At 66.1% G+C, this 18,256-nt stretch carries 16 protein-coding genes; 4 read left to right on the top strand and 12 right to left on the bottom strand.

Annotation, left to right across the window (positions count from 1 at the left end):
- Position 1: 1 nt before the first annotated feature.
- Complete coding sequence (locus AC5P78_RS09230; protein ID WP_227860284.1) at positions 2–397, bottom strand: hypothetical protein; 396 nt, start codon at positions 395–397, stop codon at positions 2–4.
- 341 nt (positions 398–738) lie between these two features.
- Complete coding sequence (locus tag AC5P78_RS09225; RefSeq protein ID WP_133050438.1) at positions 739–3,465, bottom strand: TonB-dependent receptor plug domain-containing protein; 2,727 nt, start codon at positions 3,463–3,465, stop codon at positions 739–741.
- A gap of 217 nt (positions 3,466–3,682) precedes the next feature.
- On the opposite strand from AC5P78_RS09225, the gene AC5P78_RS09220 reads away from it, so the two are divergent.
- Positions 3,683–4,282 (top strand): GNAT family N-acetyltransferase, encoded by a 600-nt coding sequence (locus AC5P78_RS09220; protein WP_033833900.1) that lies wholly within the window; start codon positions 3,683–3,685, stop codon positions 4,280–4,282.
- Here the strand turns inward: AC5P78_RS09220 and AC5P78_RS09215 are convergent.
- Together AC5P78_RS09215 and AC5P78_RS09210 are read right to left on the bottom strand one after the other, a co-directional pair.
- A complete protein-coding gene (locus AC5P78_RS09215) occupies positions 4,279–5,052 on the bottom strand; it encodes a CDP-diacylglycerol diphosphatase (RefSeq protein ID WP_005410028.1) in 774 nt (257 codons plus the stop codon). The genes AC5P78_RS09220 and AC5P78_RS09215 overlap by 4 nt on opposite strands.
- A 68-nt stretch (positions 5,053–5,120) precedes the next feature.
- The gene (locus AC5P78_RS09210) at positions 5,121–5,777 is read right to left on the bottom strand and encodes a decarboxylase (protein ID WP_043035211.1); all 657 of its coding nucleotides are present in this window, start codon (positions 5,775–5,777) and stop codon (positions 5,121–5,123) included.
- A gap of 170 nt (positions 5,778–5,947) precedes the next feature.
- On the opposite strand from AC5P78_RS09210, the gene AC5P78_RS09205 reads away from it, so the two are divergent.
- Positions 5,948–6,244 carry a hypothetical protein gene (locus AC5P78_RS09205; protein ID WP_005413768.1) on the top strand — a complete coding sequence of 99 codons (297 nt, stop codon included), beginning with the start codon at positions 5,948–5,950 and terminating at the stop codon, positions 6,242–6,244.
- Positions 6,245–6,338: 94 nt separating this feature from the next.
- Here AC5P78_RS09205 and AC5P78_RS09200 read toward each other — a convergent pair whose 3' ends face one another.
- The 7 genes from AC5P78_RS09200 to AC5P78_RS09170 all read right to left on the bottom strand — a co-directional run bounded on the left by AC5P78_RS09200 (position 6,339) and on the right by AC5P78_RS09170 (position 14,216).
- Entirely contained in the window at positions 6,339–7,223 is an 885-nt protein-coding gene (locus AC5P78_RS09200; RefSeq protein WP_049395924.1) for a hypothetical protein, read from the bottom strand.
- Between the two features lie 111 nt (positions 7,224–7,334).
- Positions 7,335–9,035, bottom strand: a complete 1,701-nt coding sequence (dld, locus tag AC5P78_RS09195; RefSeq protein WP_414498458.1) for a D-lactate dehydrogenase — start codon at positions 9,033–9,035, stop codon at positions 7,335–7,337.
- Positions 9,032–10,171: an FMN-dependent L-lactate dehydrogenase LldD gene (gene lldD / locus AC5P78_RS09190; RefSeq protein ID WP_059034693.1), complete on the bottom strand. Its 1,140-nt coding sequence runs from the start codon at positions 10,169–10,171 to the stop codon at positions 9,032–9,034. Before lldD ends, dld begins: the two co-directional genes overlap by 4 nt.
- Positions 10,172–10,175: 4 nt before the next feature.
- The gene (lldR, locus tag AC5P78_RS09185) at positions 10,176–10,940 is read right to left on the bottom strand and encodes a transcriptional regulator LldR (RefSeq protein ID WP_005417039.1); all 765 of its coding nucleotides are present in this window, start codon (positions 10,938–10,940) and stop codon (positions 10,176–10,178) included.
- Between the two features lie 53 nt (positions 10,941–10,993).
- Positions 10,994–12,652, bottom strand: coding sequence for an L-lactate permease (gene lldP, locus AC5P78_RS09180; RefSeq protein WP_414498459.1), 1,659 nt, complete (start codon positions 12,650–12,652; stop codon positions 10,994–10,996).
- Between the two features lie 223 nt (positions 12,653–12,875).
- On the bottom strand, positions 12,876–13,328 hold the full coding sequence (locus AC5P78_RS09175; protein WP_005413774.1) for an MgtC/SapB family protein: 453 nt from the start codon (positions 13,326–13,328) through the stop codon (positions 12,876–12,878).
- A gap of 129 nt (positions 13,329–13,457) precedes the next feature.
- On the bottom strand, positions 13,458–14,216 hold the full coding sequence (locus tag AC5P78_RS09170; RefSeq protein ID WP_414489499.1) for an SDR family NAD(P)-dependent oxidoreductase: 759 nt from the start codon (positions 14,214–14,216) through the stop codon (positions 13,458–13,460).
- Between the two features lie 321 nt (positions 14,217–14,537).
- On the opposite strand from AC5P78_RS09170, the gene AC5P78_RS09165 reads away from it, so the two are divergent.
- A complete protein-coding gene (locus AC5P78_RS09165) occupies positions 14,538–15,491 on the top strand; it encodes a helix-turn-helix transcriptional regulator (protein WP_414489498.1) in 954 nt (317 codons plus the stop codon).
- Positions 15,492–15,741: 250 nt separating this feature from the next.
- Entirely contained in the window at positions 15,742–16,206 is a 465-nt protein-coding gene (locus AC5P78_RS09160) for an SMI1/KNR4 family protein (protein ID WP_134709356.1), read from the top strand.
- A gap of 72 nt (positions 16,207–16,278) precedes the next feature.
- Here AC5P78_RS09160 and AC5P78_RS09155 read toward each other — a convergent pair whose 3' ends face one another.
- The gene (locus AC5P78_RS09155) at positions 16,279–18,189 is read right to left on the bottom strand and encodes a CocE/NonD family hydrolase (RefSeq protein WP_053499562.1); all 1,911 of its coding nucleotides are present in this window, start codon (positions 18,187–18,189) and stop codon (positions 16,279–16,281) included.
- Positions 18,190–18,256: the final 67 nt, after the last annotated feature.

The raw sequence follows: 18,256 nt of genomic DNA, 5'->3' as shown, positions 1-18,256 counted from the left end.
GCTACGGGCCCGTGATGCCGTTGGCGGCCGGATCCACCGAGAACACGAAGCGCCCGCCATGCTGGTCCCTGCCCCATGTCATCGGCGCCGTGGCCAGGCTGTAGACCGGGGCCACCTTGTCCATGCCGATCGCCTCGGACCAGGCACTGAAATCCTCATCGGTACGGCTGCGGATCTCGCCAACGCACAGGCTGTAGCCGCAGGCAAAAGACACCAGCGTGCCGTCGTTGCCGATGAGCCGGGTCGCGGCCGCCCTGTAGAGCCGGGTCAGGTCCTGCACTTCCAGGTGACCGGCTGCATCGCGCTCGAACTGGCTGATCGCCTGCGCGAAGGCCTTGTCGGAACCCAGCACCGCCTCGCTCTTCTGTGCGGACACCGCACCCTCGTTCAGCAGCATGCGCTCGCCCTCGAGGAAGTGACCCTCCGGTTGCGCGAGCCCAGGGGCAGCCGTCGTGGTACTCGATGCCGTTGGCACGCGCGCTGATACAGCATCGGTCGCGGGGTTGGAAAGGGACGGCGCAGGCGCGGCATTGGCCACCTCCGCGGCATCCTCCACGCTGGCCGCCTGCCTGCCACTGCAACCTGCAATGGCCAGCACGGCAATCACACTCCACCCCCTGACATCCATGCGCATCCTCCTCCGTGTATCGCCCCAGCATGCCATGTGCGCGCCGGCAACACGGATGCACTGCACAAAGAAAAGCCCGGCAATGCCGGGCCTTTCGTTCGCCTGCCGGATCAGCGGAACCGGTAGTCCAGCTGCACCCAGTACTGGCGGCCATACGGATCGTAGTTGCCGACCGGATAGAACGGCCAGCCGCCACCGTTCTTGTCCGCCGGCGGGCGGCTGTCACGCAGGTTGTTGACGATCACGCCCACCGACAGGTTCTCGCCGAATTGGCGGAACACGCTGGCGTTGTAGGTCATGTACGGCGCGATGCGGCCACTGCCATCGGTCTTCGGCAGCGAGCCGAAGCGGTTGCCGTACAGCGTGGTGGTCCAGTCACCCTGGTTCCAGGTGATGCTGCCGTTGGCCTTGCTGCGCCACTGGTAGTCATCCAGCGAATTGCGGATGTCACGCTCCGGATCATCGGAGAACTGCCGGTATTTGTGCTCCAGCACCACGGTGTAGGCCAGGCGCGTGGTGAAGCGGCCATAGCGACCGGCATCGAAACGCCAGTTGCCCTTCAGGTCCAGGCCGCGAACCGATTCAGAGGCGGCGTTGATCGGGTTGATCAGCACACGGGTCACCTGGTCCGGCTGCACGGTTGCATTGGACGGGTTGCGGATCACACGCGACAGCGCGTCCTGGCACAGCGGTGAGCCGATGTCACGCGCCTCGCCGCCCAGCGTCTTGCCCAACCGGCAATCGGCCTCGTCGCGCAGGATGCGGCTGGTATCGAGGCTGGTCACCTCGTTGTCGATGCGGATGTCGTAGTAATCGGCACTGAAATCCAGGCCAGCCAGCGGCGACCAGACCACGCCGAAGCCATACGACTTGGCCGACTCCGGCTGCAGCTGCGGGTTGGCACGGTTGCTGTAATCGATCGACAGGCCGTTGTAGTCGCAGTTGTCATACGACTGGCCTGCGGTGCGGCAGCGCCAGTAGTCGGTCATGCCCGGGTTGTAACCACGCGTCTCTGTCGCGAACACGTAGTTCATGTCCGGCGCCCGGAAGCTGGTGGCAGCGGTACCACGGATCAGCAGGCTCTCGATCGGGCGGAACTCGACGCCGAAGCTCCAGGTCGCCTTGCCGATATGCTCACCACCGGCTCGGTACTGGTCATAGCGCCCGGCCAGGGTGGTGGTGAGCGACTGCAGCAACGGCAGCTGCAGCTCCACGCCGGCAGCATAGCGGTCGCGCTCGCCACCGGCACCAATACCGGCGCTGGTGTTCCAGAATTCACCGGTGCCCAGTCGCGGGTCCGGTCGATTGCGATAGCCTTGGCTGCCAGCCTCGACCACCGCGGCCAGCGCAGCGTCGCCACCGGGCAGTGCGAACAGCCGGCCGTTGACGCTGGCGCTGAAGGTCTGCAGCCACGCCGCGTTGCGGCTCTCCTGGTAGCCGGACAGGTCCTGGTACTCATTCGGGCTCAGCGGCTGGAACAGGCGCGCCGGGTCCGGCGCATAGACCTCTACGCCATTTCGCACGCCCAGCTTCGGGCCAAGCAGGTATTCATTGATGCCGGCCAGCAGCACCGGGCGACGGGTGCGGTTCTCGTAGCGTGAGCGGCTGTAGACCGCTTCATAATCCCAGCCACTGTCACCGATCTGGCCGCGCGCGCCGACGTTGAACGACCAGGAATTTTCCAGGAAACGGTTGGCATTGCGCGGCAGGCCACCGATTTCCTCGGGCGCAAACCGGCGGTACCAGCTTTCCAGGTTGCCGGTGGTCTGGTTGTAGAAGTAATTGCGGGCCGAGGTCCAGGTGGGCGCACGGGTGTTGTTGGTGATGCGTGCGCTGCCCACGGCCAGATCGGCGAACAGGTCGGTGGTCTCGTTGACGTGGAAGGTCAGCAGGCCGTAGCCGTTGAGATTGCGCTTCTCGGTCTGCACCGTCCAGTAGCTGGCGGCGGCCTCGTTGCTGCCGCAATACCAGCCCTGGCGCGGGTTGAAGGCACGGAACACGCTGCCGCCATAGATATCCGACGCCGCGTCGCAGCCATTGGCGCCCGGATCGATGTTGCGACCGGTCGCGGCGTTGCGGCGATACGCGATCGCGGTCGCCTGCGGCGCCTTGCCGGCGGGGTCATCATCCAGCGAGTCCATGAAATCGCGCTGGCGCGCATGGATCGCCTTGCGCACATCGAACTCGAAGCCGAACAGGGCATCCCAGCGCTCGCCGGAACTGCCACCAACCACCTGCGCGCGCTGGTTGTCGCCACCGCCCTGCTGGGTGCCGCCGGCCCGCACGTTCACGTCCACACCCTCAAAGCGGTCCTTGAGGATGATGTTGACCACACCGGCGATGGCGTCGGAGCCATACACCGCCGACGCACCGGCCGCCAAGACCTCGATGCGCTCGATCAGCGCACTGGGAATGTTGGCCAGGTTGACCACGTTCACCGAGCCCTCGTAGGCCAGCGGGTAGTCGGCCTGGCGGCGGCCGTTGACCAGCACCAGCGTGCGGTTCGGGCCCAGCCCGCGCAGGTTGATGGTGTTGGCGGCCGGGGTGAAGGTGTTGCCGAAGTCCTCCCCCTGCACGTTGCCGGTGTTTTCAGTCAGGGCGCTCAGCGCGTCGAACGCGTTGCGGTAGCCCTGCGCGTCGATCTGCTCGCGGCTGATCACGGTCACCGGCGACGGCCCTTCGACACTGGCGCGCGGAATGCGCGAGCCGGTGACCTTCACTTCCTGCAATGAGGTGGGTGCGCTTTCCTGCGCGAAGGCCGGCGACGACACCAGCATCAGGGACGACAGCGCGAGCACCAGCGGACGCGGGCGCAGCGCCTTGTGGGAGGCAGACATGGGCTTCCTGGGGGAGTTGGACGGGTGGTATGGGACCGGAGGCCTGCGCGGCGCATAACGATCCCGTAACGAAAGTGTCCTGAATGGATGGTTTCAACGGAAATGACCAGCCCTGATGGACTTATGCCTGAACCGAATCAGGCTCCGCCCGGTGATCGTCGCGTTTTTGCAATCTTTTGAATGGTCTGGCGAACCGGGCATTGCCATCGTTCCGGGGATGATGACCCCGTACCCCACATCCCTCCTCCCCCCGCTGCGCCCTGTGTCGCGCCGCCATCTGCTGCAGCTGCAGGTGGCACCGGTCACCCTGCGCCCGTTCCAGCGGGCCGATCTGCCGGCCTGGCGCCTGTTCGACGACCGGCGCCGGCGCGGGCGCCGCCATCCGGCCGGTATCGACGAAGAAGCCCGCTTCCTTGCCCACATGCATCGCTCGCGGCTGGAGCAGGACAACGACCAGCTGCTGCTGGGTGTGTTCGATGACGAGCACGGCACTGTCCTGGACCAGCTGCATGTCCGCCTGCAGTCCCTGCATACGCGCTGCGCCGAGCTGCTGTCGCTGCAGCACTGGCACCCGCACGTGGATGCAGCGCTGCGCGCGCTGTGCCCGTTCCTGTTCGAGGATGTGGGCGTGCACCGCCTGTTCGTGATGCTGCCACCGGACTGCAGTGACCCGTTCGCCACTGCGCTGCACGCCTTCGGCTTCGAGCACGAAGGCCTGTTGCGCGACCATCATCTGGATCTGGATGGCTGGCAGGACCGCCAGCTGCTGGCGCTGACTGCACCGGTCTGGCGCAGCCGCCAGCAGCCACCGGGTTAGCGGACCCGCTCCAACGCGTCGCCTGCGCCGGTCAGCACCGAGCAGGCGTGGTCCTGCAGTTCTTCGGCGCTGGCCTCGTTGCCGGTGCCGGCGTCCACCCGGGTCGCCAGCAGGATGAAGCCCGGGCCGCCCTGCACGGCGTCCCGGCCGGCCACGACCAGGCTCCACTGACCAACATCGTCCACGCCTGCGAGATCGTAAGCCAGCAGATTGAGCGGATTGGCGGTCAGTTCCGCGCCCGCCAGCAGGCGTGCCTGGTATTGATGGCCGCGCAGCAGGACCGGCAGCGGTGCCCAGCGGCTGCCGAGGGCGGCAGCATGCGTGTCCAGCGCCTGCAGCACGTCGGCGCGCAGGCAATCCACGTGGATATGCAGCTGGTGCTGCGAGCGGCCGTGCGGCGAGTTCAACGCCAGGCTGGCGACGTTGCGCGGCAGTGGTTGCCGCAGGGCCTGTTCGGTGTGGCTGCGCGCCTGCCAGGCGGCAGCGAAGTAGTTCGGTGCACCACGCTGGTACAGGCTGCGGCTCTCGATACCGCTCACCTTGTCCAGCGGCATCAGCAGGAACTGGTAGTCGCCGTGCGCATCCTTGACCAGCACATCGCGGCGGTCTGCGGCCGTCTCCACGCGCAGGCAGTCGCCGCGTGGACCTTCGGCGCCCCGGCAGTCACGTTCGATCAATCGCCACAATGCATCGGAATGGGCCGGCGGCGGCGCACTGGCACAGGCGGACAACAGCAGCAGGGACGACAGCAGGAAGGGGCGCAGGGACACGGCAACGACTCACGGAGCAGGCACGGCAGACAGCGCCGCGCTGCATTCTAGCCAGTGCGAAGCTGCAATCAGTAGGTGCCGAACGGCACTTCAACCACGATCGGGGCGGCACCCTCGCCGGCCTGCAGGCTGTAGCGGTCCAGCGCCCCATCGTCATCGGCGTGCGGCTGGCGCTGGAAATGCAGCGGGTAGCGGGTGTCCCCCAGGCGCACGGCGCTGCCGTCGGCCTCCAGCGCTGCACCTTCCGGAATCAGCAGCCCGCCCAGGTCACTGTAGGCGCCAGGCACATCGGCGAAGCTGTAGTCGACCAGCTCGTCCACCCGCTGCATCGCATAGACGTGCGGCACATAGGGGCGTGCGGGGCTGCGGCCATTGCTCAGGTCGGTCACCCAGGCCTGCGGCAGGTGGTACTGCTCGCGCAGCGCAGCCACGCCCAGCGAGGGACTGGCCACCTGCAGGCAGCACACCGTCCGCTTGCCTTCACGGTCGAGGATGGCGAAACGATCGCCTCGGGTCGCCGCCTGCGGCAGCATGGCAAACGCCAGGTTGCGCTGCGCAGGCTCGTAGCCCGCTTCGGTCTGCAGGTTGCGCCAGGCACCGAATACCGGGGTTTCGACCGGCGCGGGTTCCGGATCGGCAGCGGAGGCGGCAAACGCCACGCCCAGCAACGACAACACCAGCGCCGTCATCGTCTTGTCTTTGCCGCGGAAACTGCCTGCCGTCATACCGTATCCAACATCTGCGCCGGAAAGGCCCGGCCTGCCCGCTGGCGTACTGCCAGCCATTCCTCCCACTATGCAATGACCACGCTGTGCCGGCAATGACCGGGACGCTGACGCCTTTCGCACGCTCGGTGCTATCGTTCCCGCCATCTTCCCTGCGCAGGAGCGCTCGCATGTCTGCATTCCGTCTGTCCCTGTTGCTGCCGGCCTCTGCCCTGCTGCTGTCGGCCTGTGTCAGTACGCCTGGCCCGGAAGTCAAAGGCAGCGGCCGCTGCGACGCCAGCCAGCTGGGCTGGGCGATCGGCCAGCCGGCCAATGAGCCCAACATCCGCCGCCTGTCCCGCGAGAGTGGCGCCGGCCTGGTCAACCCGATCGGCCCCAGCACCATCACCACCAAGGACATCCGCCAGGACCGCCTGCGCGTGTTCGTGGACAAGGACAACATCATCACGTCCACGCGCTGCGAGTAAGCGCCGCCACCGCTTTTGTAGGGTCGAGCCATGCTCGACTGGCTTTTCGCGCCGCCCATCCGAAGACCCGTCGAGCATCGCTCGACGCTACAATTCAGGGTTCGGTATAGCCGGCACAGTCCGGCAGTGCCTGGTCCGGGTGGAACATCCCCGCCCCGAAGCGGAACAGCCGGGTGTAGGTACACGCCGGGTCCTGTTCGATGCGCAGATCCTGCTTCTTCAGCGGCCCCCTGGCCAGCGAATCCTCGAAGCGCGAAACACCGGCCGGGTACCGGGTCGCCACGGTCTGGTAGCGCAGCACTGGCATGCCCTCGGCAACCGTATCCAGCGCCAGCTTCGCCGAGAACCCGTATTCGTCGTGGCAGGCACCGGCGCGCTGCTTGATGTCCTGCTCGCTGAAACAGGCGCGGATCATCGCATTGCCCAGCCATGGCACGGTCAGCACGTCGTCGTCCACCTGGATGTCGTCCTGCAGGTGACGCACGCGTGCCAGCTGCAGCGTGGACGCGTCGGCACCTCCACCGGAGTACATGGTGCTGAACTTGACGATGCCACCCACCAGCACATTCTGGCGGGCGCGCTGCTGCGGGTCGGTCACCGGTTCATCGCTGCCCACGCCAGGGGCCAGCCGCACGATCCATGGCCACAGCGACAGCTCGCTTTCCTGCGGCACGTCGATGCTGACGTGGTAGGTGTGCGGCTTGCCCTGGCCCGGTGCCTTCTCAAGCACTTCCAGCACGGTCGGCCGGTCACCCTCCTCGGCAACCGGCTGCACGCGCACGCACCAGTTGCCGTCCCGCGTGCAGTCATAAAGCCCCGACGGTCCAGTCTCACTCGCGATCAGTACCTGTCCCAGCGGCTCCATCACGTTGCCGGCAGCATCGCGCTGCTGCGGCAGGATCGCGCTCTGGGCCAGCGCCAGCAGCGGGGTCGCCAGCAATGCAGTGCACAGGGTGGCGCAGACGGCGGCGGTGGGCATGGATGGCTCCTGCGGATGGGCTTCCGATGGTAACCGTTGCCCGGGCGGCGTCGAGCCATGCTCGTCTGCTGTCTGTCGGCAGGAGCAGCCGAGCATAGGGGCGGCTCTACATCATCCGCAATCGCAGCCACCCCAGCCCTTGGCCTTCGAGGTCTGGCCGATACCGGGATTGAACGTGTTGCTCGGGTCCAGCTGCCTGTAGAACCCGGCCAGCGCCGGCTTGGCCGGGTACAGGTGACCGACATTGTGCTCGGCCGGATACTCGGCGCCACGCTGGTCCAGCAGCGCCCACATCGCATGCTCGATCGCCACCGGGTCTTCGCCCTTGCGCGCGATGTAGTCCTGGTGGAACACGTGGCACAGGAAGTGGCCGTAGTACAGCTTGTGCAGCAGGCGGCCGTCGATATCGGCCGGCAACTGCTCGAACCAATCCGTATCGTCGCGGCGCAATGCGATATCCAGCGCGACGATGTCCTGCACCTGCCCGCGATGCACTTCGCGGTAGCGCACCGCGGCACCGGCCACGGCGAAGCGATGCAGGAACGCCTTGCGCCCCTCCTCGGCCGTGCAGTGGAAAAAGCCGCCTTCGTGCCCGGCGAAGAAGGCGCGCAACCAGGCCTCGGTTTCCGCAGCGTCCTGGGCAGAGACCTTCAGCAACAGGTGATGCTCGTAGCGCTGGCGGAACTCGCCCATGCGCTTGGGCAGGTGCGAGGGCAGCAGGCCGGTCAGAACCTGCATCACCCGGTCAGTCACCCCACGCAGGCCCAGCCGTTCGAACCAGCCGTCGACGCGGCTCTTCAATGCGAACGCGGCAGGTACACGTGCGGTGCCGAGGCGATCGATTAGCAGGAAGCTGTCCTTGCCGTAGCGCTCGCCGATGTCATAGGCATCGCGGTGGATGTACTCACCGGCAATCGGCAGGCGCTCGAAGCCGGTCAGCAGCTGGCGCCGGATCGCCGTGAGGCTGTCGGTGCGGTTGCTGCCGATGTAGAAGACTTCGGCGGCCTCCTTTTCGAAGGTATCCAGGCGCAACGCGAACACCGCCAGCTTGCCGGCCGAACCGGCAGCCTCGTAGTGGCGGCTGGGATCAGCATTGAAGCGCGCCGGGGTATCGGCGTCGACCTTGCGCACTTCGTCGGCGTAGCGCGGATCGGAGGCCGCGCGGCCGTCGCCGTCCCCCACATCCGACGCACTGTAGTCGCCGGCCTGCAGGCGCTGCAGGATCTGCTCGGGCGTATCGCCCAGCGCGATGCCGAGATGGTTGACCAGCTGTAGTTGGCCCTGCGCATCGACCCGCGCGTACAGCGCCAGCTCGGTGTAGGCCGGGCCACGGCGCACCAGCGCGCCGCCGGAGTTGTTGCAGATGCCGCCCAGCACCGAGGCGCCGATGCAGGACGAGCCGATCACCGAATGCGGTTCACGGCCCAGCGGTGCCAGCGTCTGCTCCAGGCGGTCGAGCGTGGCACCGGGCAGGCACAGCACCTGGCGGCCTTCGTTCAACAGCTGGATGCCGGTCAGGCGCAGCGTGCTGACCAGCACGATCGGCCGGCCGTAGTCATCGCCGTCCGGGGTCGAGCCACCGGTCAGCCCGGTATTGGCCGCCTGCAGGATGACCGCCGCCCCACCCTGCACCGCTGCCTGCAGCACGCGCCACAGTTCCAGCAAGGTACCCGGGCGCACCACTGCCAGTACCGGGCCATCGCCGAAGCGGTAGCCGCGACGGAAGCGGCGCGTGGCCTTGTCGCCGGTCAGTACATGGCGGCTGCCGACCGCGTCGCGCAACTGTGCCAGCACGGCATCGTGGCCATTCATGGCAGGCTGACCAGCGAATCGCGGCCGATGTCAGCGATGCGACGCGCACCGGTCAGTGTCATCGCCACGCGCATCTCCTTGGCGATCAGGTCCAGCAGGTTGGCCACGCCGGCCTCGCCCTGCGCGGCCAGCGCATAGACGAAGGCGCGCCCCAGCAGCACGGTATCGGCACCGAGCGCCAACATGCGCACCACGTCCAGGCCGGTACGGATGCCCGAATCGGCGAGAATCTTCAGATCGCCCTGTACTGCGTCGGCAATCGCCGGCAGTGCGCGTGCGGTGGACAGCACGCCGTCCAGCTGGCGGCCACCGTGGTTGGAGACCACGATGCCATCGGCACCGAACCTGACCGCATCACGCGCGTCATCCGGGTCAAGGATGCCCTTGATCACCATCGGGCCCTTCCAGAATTCGCGGATCCACTCCAGGTCCTTCCAGGAAATGGAGGGATCGAAGTTGCTGCCCAGCCAGCCGATGTAATCCTCCAGCCCGGTCGGGTTACCACGGTAGGTGGAGATGTTGCCCAGGTCATGCGGGCGGCCGAACAGTCCCACGTCCCACGCCCAGTGCGGATGGGTGATGGCCTGGCCGATACGGCGCAGCGAGGCGTTCGGGCCGCTCATGCCGGAGTGGGCATCGCGGTAGCGCGCACCCGGCACCGGCATGTCCACGGTGAACACCAGCGTGGTCACGCCAGCGGCCTGCGCCCGCTCCAGTGCGTTGCGCATGAAGCCACGGTCGCGCAGCACGTACAGCTGGAACCACATCGGCCGCTGGATGGCCGGTGCCACTTCCTCGATCGGGCACACCGACACCGTGGACAGGGTGAACGGGATGCCGCGGCTGTCGGCCGCGCGCGCCGCCTGTACCTCGCCGCGCCGCGCATACATTCCGGTCAGGCCGACCGGCGCCAGCGCCACCGGCATCGCCAGTTTTTCGCCGAACAGCTCGGTTTCCAGGCTCAGGTCGGACATGTTGCGCAGGATGCGCTGGCGCAGCGCGATGTCGGACAGGTCGGAAACGTTGCGCTTCAGCGTGTGCTCGGCATACGCGCCGCCATCGATGTAGTGGAACAGGAACGGCGGCAGCCGGCGTTCGGCAGCAGCACGGTAATCGGTGGAGGCGGAGATGATCATGGGGTCAACCGTGGGGGGAAGGCAGGCGCGAGGCCCGCGCACGCCGGGCTTCGTTGTCATCGAGGGTGCGCAGCGTGGTGTGCACGAACTCGAGGTGGGCATGCGCGGCGGCGCGCGCGCGTTCGGGGTCGCCGGCCAGCACCGCATCCATCATCTCGCGGTGCTGGTCGGACAGCGGCGAGAAGGTCCTCGCCGAGGTGTAGAGCTTTTCGCGGCTCTGCGAGATGTTGGTCTGCAGCAGTTCGAACAGCCCGCGCATCACCTGCAGCAGCACCAGGTTGTGCGAGGCCTCGGCGATGGACAGGTGGAAGGCCGCGTCGGCCTCCGCCTCGCCGGTGGGGTCGTCCTTGCCGTGCGCGTCCATCATGGTCTGGAAGGCCTGTGCGATGCGCGCGCGGTCCTCGTCGGTGGCACGCAGCGCCGCATGCCAGGCGGTGGCACCTTCCAGCGCGTGGCGGATCTCCAGCACGTCGAAGCGGTATTCCGGGTCGCCCTGGAACAGCGGCAGGTACGGCGCCAGCGGTTCATCCAGCGCCTGCCGCGCGCGTGCCGCAGGCTCGGCCACGTAGGTGCCGCCACCGACCCGTGCGGTCAACAGGCCTTGGCTGGCCAGCTGCGCGATGGCCTCGCGCAGCGCGGTGCGCGAGACCCCCAGCTGCACCGCCAGGGTGCGCTCGGCCGGCAGCCGGTCGCCCGGCCGCAGCTGTTGTTCCTGCACCAGGCCGCGCAGCTGCGCAGCCACCTTGTCCGAAATACGTTGCGTGCTCATGGCGCCATTGTGGCCCGAAGCGCGCAGCGGGTGGTCGGCCAGCCGCGCATGGCTCAGGGAATCATCCAGGTCAGCCAGTAAGCCTGGGCCAGGGTGATCAGGCCGACCATCGTGGTGAAGATCAGGCTGTGCTTGACCGTGAAGCGGAACAGATCCGACTCCTTGCCGGCCAGGCCGACCGCCGCGCAGGCAATGGCGATCGACTGCGGTGAGATCATCTTGCCGGTGACACCGCCGGTGGTGTTGGCCGCTACCAGCAGCACGTCGGACACGCCGATCTGCTGTGCGGTGGTGGCCTGCAGTGCCGAGAACAAGGCATTGGACGAGGTGTCCGAACCGGTCAGGAACACGCCCAGCCAGCCCAGGAACGGTGAGAAGAACGGGAACGCGTCGCCGGTATGCGCCAGTGCCAGGGCCAACGTGGCAGACAGTCCCGAGTAGTTGGCGATGAAGGCGAACGCCAGCACCATGCCAATCGAGTAGATCGGCATGCGCAGCTCACGCACGGTCTCGCCGAAGGTCTGCAGCGCCGAACGTGCAGGCATGCGCAGCACGATGATGGCAATCACCCCGGCCAGGATGATCGAGGTACCGGTGGCCGAGAACCAGTCGAACTTGTAGATGGCGTCATAGCTCAGCGGCGCATCCACGATCGGTGGCATCTTCTGCACCAGCTGGTCCAGGCCCGGCACCGGGATCTTCAGCACCCAGCCTTCCAGCGGACCGCCCGCCGCGAACAGCGACTTGAACGGCTTGATGCTCCACAGCGTGACCATCGCGGTGAGGATCAGGAACGGCGACCATGCCCTGGCGATCTGGCCGACGCTGTGGCGCGGTGCCTCCAGTGCCTGTGCGGCCGCCTCGGCGCTGGTTTCGGTGTCGAAACGGAAGATCCGCACCGGCTTCCAGCGGCGGAGGAACAGGGTCAGGCACACCAGCGACGCCAGCGACGCGGTGATGTCCGGTAGTTCCGGGCCGATGAAATTGGAGGTCAGGTACTGCGCGATGGCGAACGAACCACCCGCAACCAGCACCGCCGGCCAGGTCTCCTTGATACCGCGCCAACCATCCATGATCGCCATGATCCAGAACAGCACGATGATGGTCAGGAACGGCAACTGGCGGCCGGCCATCTGGCCGATCTCGAATGCGTCCAGGCCGGTGACCTGCCCGGCCACGATGATCGGAATACCCATCGCGCCGAACGCTACCGGCGCGGTGTTGACAATCAGGCACAGGCCGGCGGCATACAGCGGCTTGAAGCCCAGCCCGACCAGCAACGCTGCGGTGATCGCCACCGGCGCACCGAAACCGGCCGCCCCTTCCAGGAAGGCGCCGAAAGCGAAGCCGACCATCAGCATCTGCAGGCGCTGATCTTCGGTCACCGAGAGGATCGAGGCCCGGATGATGTCGAACTGCCCGGTCTTGACCGAGACCTTGTAGAGGAACACCGCGCCGATGATGATCCAGGCGATCGGCCACAGGCCGTAGACGAAGCCGAAGCCGGCCGCGCCCAGCGCTTGGCTCAACGGCATGCGGTAGAACAGCAGCGCCACGCCAAGCGCGATGGCCACGGTGATCGTGCCGGCCAGCCAGCCTTTCATGCGCAGCACGGCCAGGGCAACGAAGAAGAACGCGATCGGCAGCAGCGCGATCAGGCTCGACAACCACAGGTTGCCGGCGGGGTCGTACAGGTGTTGCCAGGGCTGCATGAAGACTCTCGACTGGATGCGGAAGGTGCCCCACCGCAGGCGGTGGATCGCCGTGGCTGTCGATTATTGGTCGTACCAATAATGATTTCGATCAGACCACTTGCAGCGGATTTAACCGCCACTCCGGCGAGGAACCTATTAGACCATAGGGCTAGATGCCATATTGGTCCGACCATTTAGTCCGCATGGTAGTGCCGGCCGCTGGCCGGCAATTCGAGATTCCCTACGAGATCCGTTTCTCCAGCCGCCGCATCACCGCCAGCACCAGCACGCACAGCACGCTGACCCCGATCGCGATCACGTACTTGCTGATCCCCACCGCAATCCCGATCGCCGCCGCCATGATCAGCGAGCTGGCCGTGGTCAAGCCGCTGACCTGGTCCTCGCGTGAGCCGCGCAGAATGGTGCCAGCGGCCACGAAGCCGACACAGGCCACCACCGCTTCGATCAGGCGCACCGGATCAACCTGCAGCAGATCGCGGTAACGCTCCTGCTGGAAATGCTCGGCCACCGAGTCGCCGAGACCGACGATCAATGCCGCCGCTCCGGCAATGAGCATGTGCGTACGCAGGCCGGCGGCGTGCTTGCCCATTTCCCGCTCGACACCGAGCACACCGCCGAACAGCATCGCTGCGGCTACGCGCAGCAGGATCGAGACATCCTGGGTGAGTTCCATGGGCAGGCTCCGGGTATTTCCCTGAGCGTCGCGTGGCATGCGTGGCACAGAGGTGAAGACCACCCCACAGTGCGTTCACCCGGTAGCGCCGGGCGATGCCCGGCGACGCCGCAACCCGCGTTCAGCGCATCACTGCGCGAGGTAGCCACCATCGATGGCGTAGTACGTGCCGGTCGCGAACGAGGCATCGTCGCTGGCCAGCCAGGCTACCAACGCGGCCACTTCCTGCGGCGTACCCAGCCGCTTCAACGCGTGCCGCCCTTCCAGCGTGGCGCGCACCTTCGGGTCCATCTTCTCCAGCAGTGGCGTGCTGATGAAGCCCGGACCCACCGCGTTGACACGGATGCCGTCAGCCGCATGTTCCCACGCTGCGGTCTGGGTCAGCCCGACCACGCCGTGCTTGGCCGCCACATACGCGGTGGAGCCGGCATAGCCCACCTGGCCCAGGATCGAGGCCATGTTGATGATGCTGCCGCCCGTGCCTGCAGCGCGCATGGCCTGGATCTGCGCACGCTGGCACAGGAACACGCTGGTGAGGTTGACATCGATCACGCGCTGCCAGCCATCAATCGGATAGTCGCCGCTGCTGGCCGCCGGCCCGCTGATGCCGGCGTTGTTGACCGCAACGTGCAGGCCGTCGAGTTCCTTGATCGTGCGCTGCACCGCTGCCTCCACCGCCGCCTCGTCGGTGACGTCCAGCGCGATGCCGATGGCCTGTGCACCCGAATTGCGCAACTGCGCCACGGTGGCATCCACCGCATCCTGCTTCAGGTCCCAGACCGAGATACGGGCACCGGATGCGGCCAGCGTCTGGGCCACGGCCAGGCCGATACCCGACACGCCTCCGGTCACGATCGCGGTCTTGCCGGTCAATTGGTAATCAATCATCTCCATTCTCCATCGGTGGGGGGTATCGAAGTGGCCTGCAACAGCCAACCGACCCACCCTACGCGCGCGCCCGTGATGGCCGGGCTGACATCGCATCTTCAGATCGTTCCAGCCATGAAACCTCAACCGCAGTTTATGTATGGAACTACGTACGGATATGCGTGCAAAACGCCGGCGTATGTTCTTCGGCATTTTCACTTTGGCCGTAATCGCCAATCGTTTTGACCTTATCGAAGTCAAAAGCGCGCGAATCGCGGCGACAATGGGAAACGCTTCCAGATTCTTCGACACATTCAATTCAACCTGTGTTTGCGCAGAGCGATGTCCCGATATTTCACTTTTGCTGATTACCGCCAGTTCGGCGAACGCCATGGCTACGACTACCGGATCGAAGGGAGTGAACTGCGCGACGACCAATGGGCAGGGCGTGGCGACGTCCACGAACAGTCACTGCGCGGTGGCCTGGGCCTGATCGCCTCGGACGTGCACAACCGCTTTACCTATACGGCAACCGCTGTGCACGATGCCGGCCTGACCATCCGCCTGATGCTGCAGGGCGAAGTGGATGTCCAGTTTCCTCGTCGCAAGGGCTTCACCCTGCGCGCCGGCACAGGCATGACCACCAGTCACCATGAACCTGTTTCCATGGCCGGTCTGCATCCTGGTGGCAGCCACCTGCGCGGGGTCAGCTTGAGCGTACCGGCCGATCTGGACGTGGACATGCTGCGCCTGCCGGCACTGCAACGGATCCTTCAGTCCCCTCTGCAGTGCCGCCACTGGGCCATTCCGCACGCGATGCTGCCGACGCTCGCCCAACTGTTCGACAGCCCCTGGCAGGACGACATCGATGCCCTGTGGCGCGAAGGCGTGGCCCTGCAGGTGTTGGCCGTCGGCCTGCAGGCCGAGGATATGCAGACCGAGCATATACGCACGCTGCGCGCCGGCCAGCGCGAGCGACTGGAGCGCGTGCGCAGCTACCTGCATGACGACCCCAGCCATGCCCACAGCCTGATCGAACTGGCCCAGCTGGCCTGCATGAGCCCCAGCTCCTTGCGCCGCCATTTTGCCCAGCAATATGGAAGCTCGGTGTTCGACTACCTGCATGAGCAGCGCATGCGCCATGCCGAACAGGGCCTGCGCGAAAACGGATGGACCGTCGAGCAGGCTGCCGCCGCCAGCGGCTACCGCCACCCCAGCAACTTCGCCGCCGCGTTCCGCAAGCGCTTCGGCCTGGTCCCCAGCCGCTGGCGTACGGGCCCCTCGAAGGTCGGCTGAAAGCCTCTGCCCGGTAGGTGTCGACCTTGGTCGATCGGCTCCTGCACCATCGCGGATGCCGGCCAGCGGCCGGCACTACCACACCCGCCTGGATCCACCTGCCATGGCTCAGCCCTGGTAGGTGTCGACCTTGGTCGACACGCGCTGAAAGCGATCATATTCCCGGCACATCTTTGCGCATGTCGCAGATGCCCATTGCGGCGAAAGATGGGCCGCGGCATCGTAGTAAGGCTGACTACAGGGACTTCTCGTGGACAACCGAGATCAGCCAAGCACGCCTTACTTCATCCGATGCATCCAAAGTCCGTGGCTACCCGAGACAGGCGCGCATGCGGACGATCTACGCAGCTTACAGGCACATTGGAGCGAGGCAGCGATTCCAGAGGGCTTCATACAGCTCCTGCGTTGGTCAAACGGTGGGCGCTGCGTGTTCCCTCATGCTTATGTCGACCTGTGGTCCATCGCCAGCATCATTCAGCTTAACGGCAGCTACCAGATCCGTCGTTATCTTGGCGACTCCCTGATGGGCATTGGAACGGACGGTGGATCGACGCTCATTGCGCTCGATCTCCGTTTGCTCAGACCCGGCCAGATCGTCTCATTCGATCTGGCCGATCTCGATATCAGCCAGGGCAAGCCCATCGCCGAATCTATTGCCGAACTCTTTCGTAAGTTCGACAGCGGCCTGCTGACTAGCGACAACCTTTATCCTTGAACATGGAAATGCCGGCCAGCGGCCGGCACTACCACGTGCTACCAGGCACGGCCCGGCGTCACCATGAGGGCCTCAATACACCGGCAGATCGATGTAGCTGGCCTGCGCCGCGCTGTGCCACACGCGCTGCGTGGCCTTCTGGTAATCGCCTGGCTTGGCCAGGTAGATGTTCGGCACGTAGGTCTGCGGATTGCGGTCGTACAGCGGGAACAGGCTGGACTGCACCTGCACCATCACCCGGTGGCCCTTCTGGAACGTGTGGTTGGCGTTGGGCAGGTCAAAACGGTACGGCAGCACCTGGTTGGCGGCCAGCGGCTTCGGATCGCTGAAGCTCTCGCGGTAGCGGCCACGGAAGATCGCCAGCGACACCGGCAACTCATAGCCCCCCATTTCCGGCGTCGACGCTTCCTGGTCCGGATACACGTCGATCAGCTTCACCACCCAGTCGCTGTCGGTGCCGCTGGTCGAGGCCTGCAGGTGCACCACCGGCGCGCCGCCGATGCGCAACGGCGCGGTCAGCGGTTCGGTGATGAAGGTCAGCACATCCGGACGACCATCGACAAAGCGCTGGTCCTTGACCAGCCAGGTGGTCCACATGTCGCGGTCACCGAAGCGGACCGGGCGCGGCACGAACGGCACCGGCTTGGCCGGGTCGGACACGTATTCCTCGAAGTCGCCCTCGCCCGCCGCCGGTGCCTGGAACGCCAGCTTGCCGCCGGCGCGCAGGTACAGCGGCTTGCTGCTGGCGGCACACCCCTTGTCGCAGCTGCGCGGCCAACCCTTCAAGCGGTCCCAGTGGTTTTCGCCGGTGTTGTAGATCAGCACCGGTGGCGTATCGGCCTTCGGCGCGCCATCCACCAGGTACTGGTCGAAGAAGGGCTTGAGCACGTCGCGGCGGAACTGCAGCGCGGTATCGCCGTCGAACTTCAGCGCACCCAGTTCGCTGCCGCTGTAGTTCACCTGGCTGTGTCGCCACGGGCCCATCACCAGGTAATTGCGGTTGTTGCCGCTATCGCGTCCTTCCATCGCCTGGTAGGCGTGGTTGGCACCCCACATGTCCTCCTGGTCCCACAGGCCCTGCAGCCACATGGTCGGCACCTTCAGCGGTGTCTTTGCCATCACCGCGTCCAGCGCCTGGCCCTGCCAGAAGCCGTCATAGGCCGGATGCTCGACCAGCTTCTTCCACCAGGTCAGCTGGTCCACGCCGGTGAAGCGCGCATAGTCACCGGCCGAACCGATGCGCAGGAAGGTGCTGTAGTCGTCGTAGCCGAGGCTGGGCAGCGGCGTACCCTTGCCGCGCTTCTCGGTCTGCATGGCGAAGTAGTTGAAGTTGACCTGGCGGAACGCACCGTAGTTGAGCCAGTCGTCGCCCATCCAGCCATCGACCATCGGGCTCTGTGGTGCGGCCACCTTCAGTGCCGGGTGCGGGTCGGTCAGCGCCATCACCACCGTGAAGCCCTCGTACGACGAGCCGAGCATGCCGACCTTGCCATTGCTCTCCGGTACGTTCTTCACCAGCCAGTCGATGGTGTCCCAGGCGTCGGTGGAATGGTCGACTTTGGTGTTGTTCAACGGCCCGCGCAGCGGCCGGGTCATCACGTAATCGCCCTCGGAACCATACTTGCCGCGGATATCCTGGAACACGCGGATGTAGCCGCCGTCGACAAACACCTCGTCACCCTGCGGCAACAGGTCGCGCATGCGCGGCGAATCACTGCGGCTGGCGCGACCGGCAGCATCATAGGGAGTCCGGGTCAGCAGGATCGGCGCATTGTGGGCGCCCTTGGGCACCACGATCACCGTATACAGCCTGGTGCCATCACGCATCGGCACCATCACCACGCGCTTGTCGTAGTCGCGACCGACATCGGGGGCAACGAACGGCTTGCCGCTGATATCCGGGGTCATCGGCGGGGTATCGGCGGCCAGCACGGTGCTGGACAGGCAAAGGGCAATGGCTACAGCGACGGCACGCACACGCATGGACAACCCCTCCCGGCAGGAAAGCCCCAAGCCTACTCCTGCCTGGCGCCGTGAAGTGTGTGCAGGC

It is taken from the genome of Stenotrophomonas sp. YJH_SMC_133, from assembly GCF_059370655.1.
This window is presented reverse-complemented; position numbering and strand designations above follow the sequence as displayed.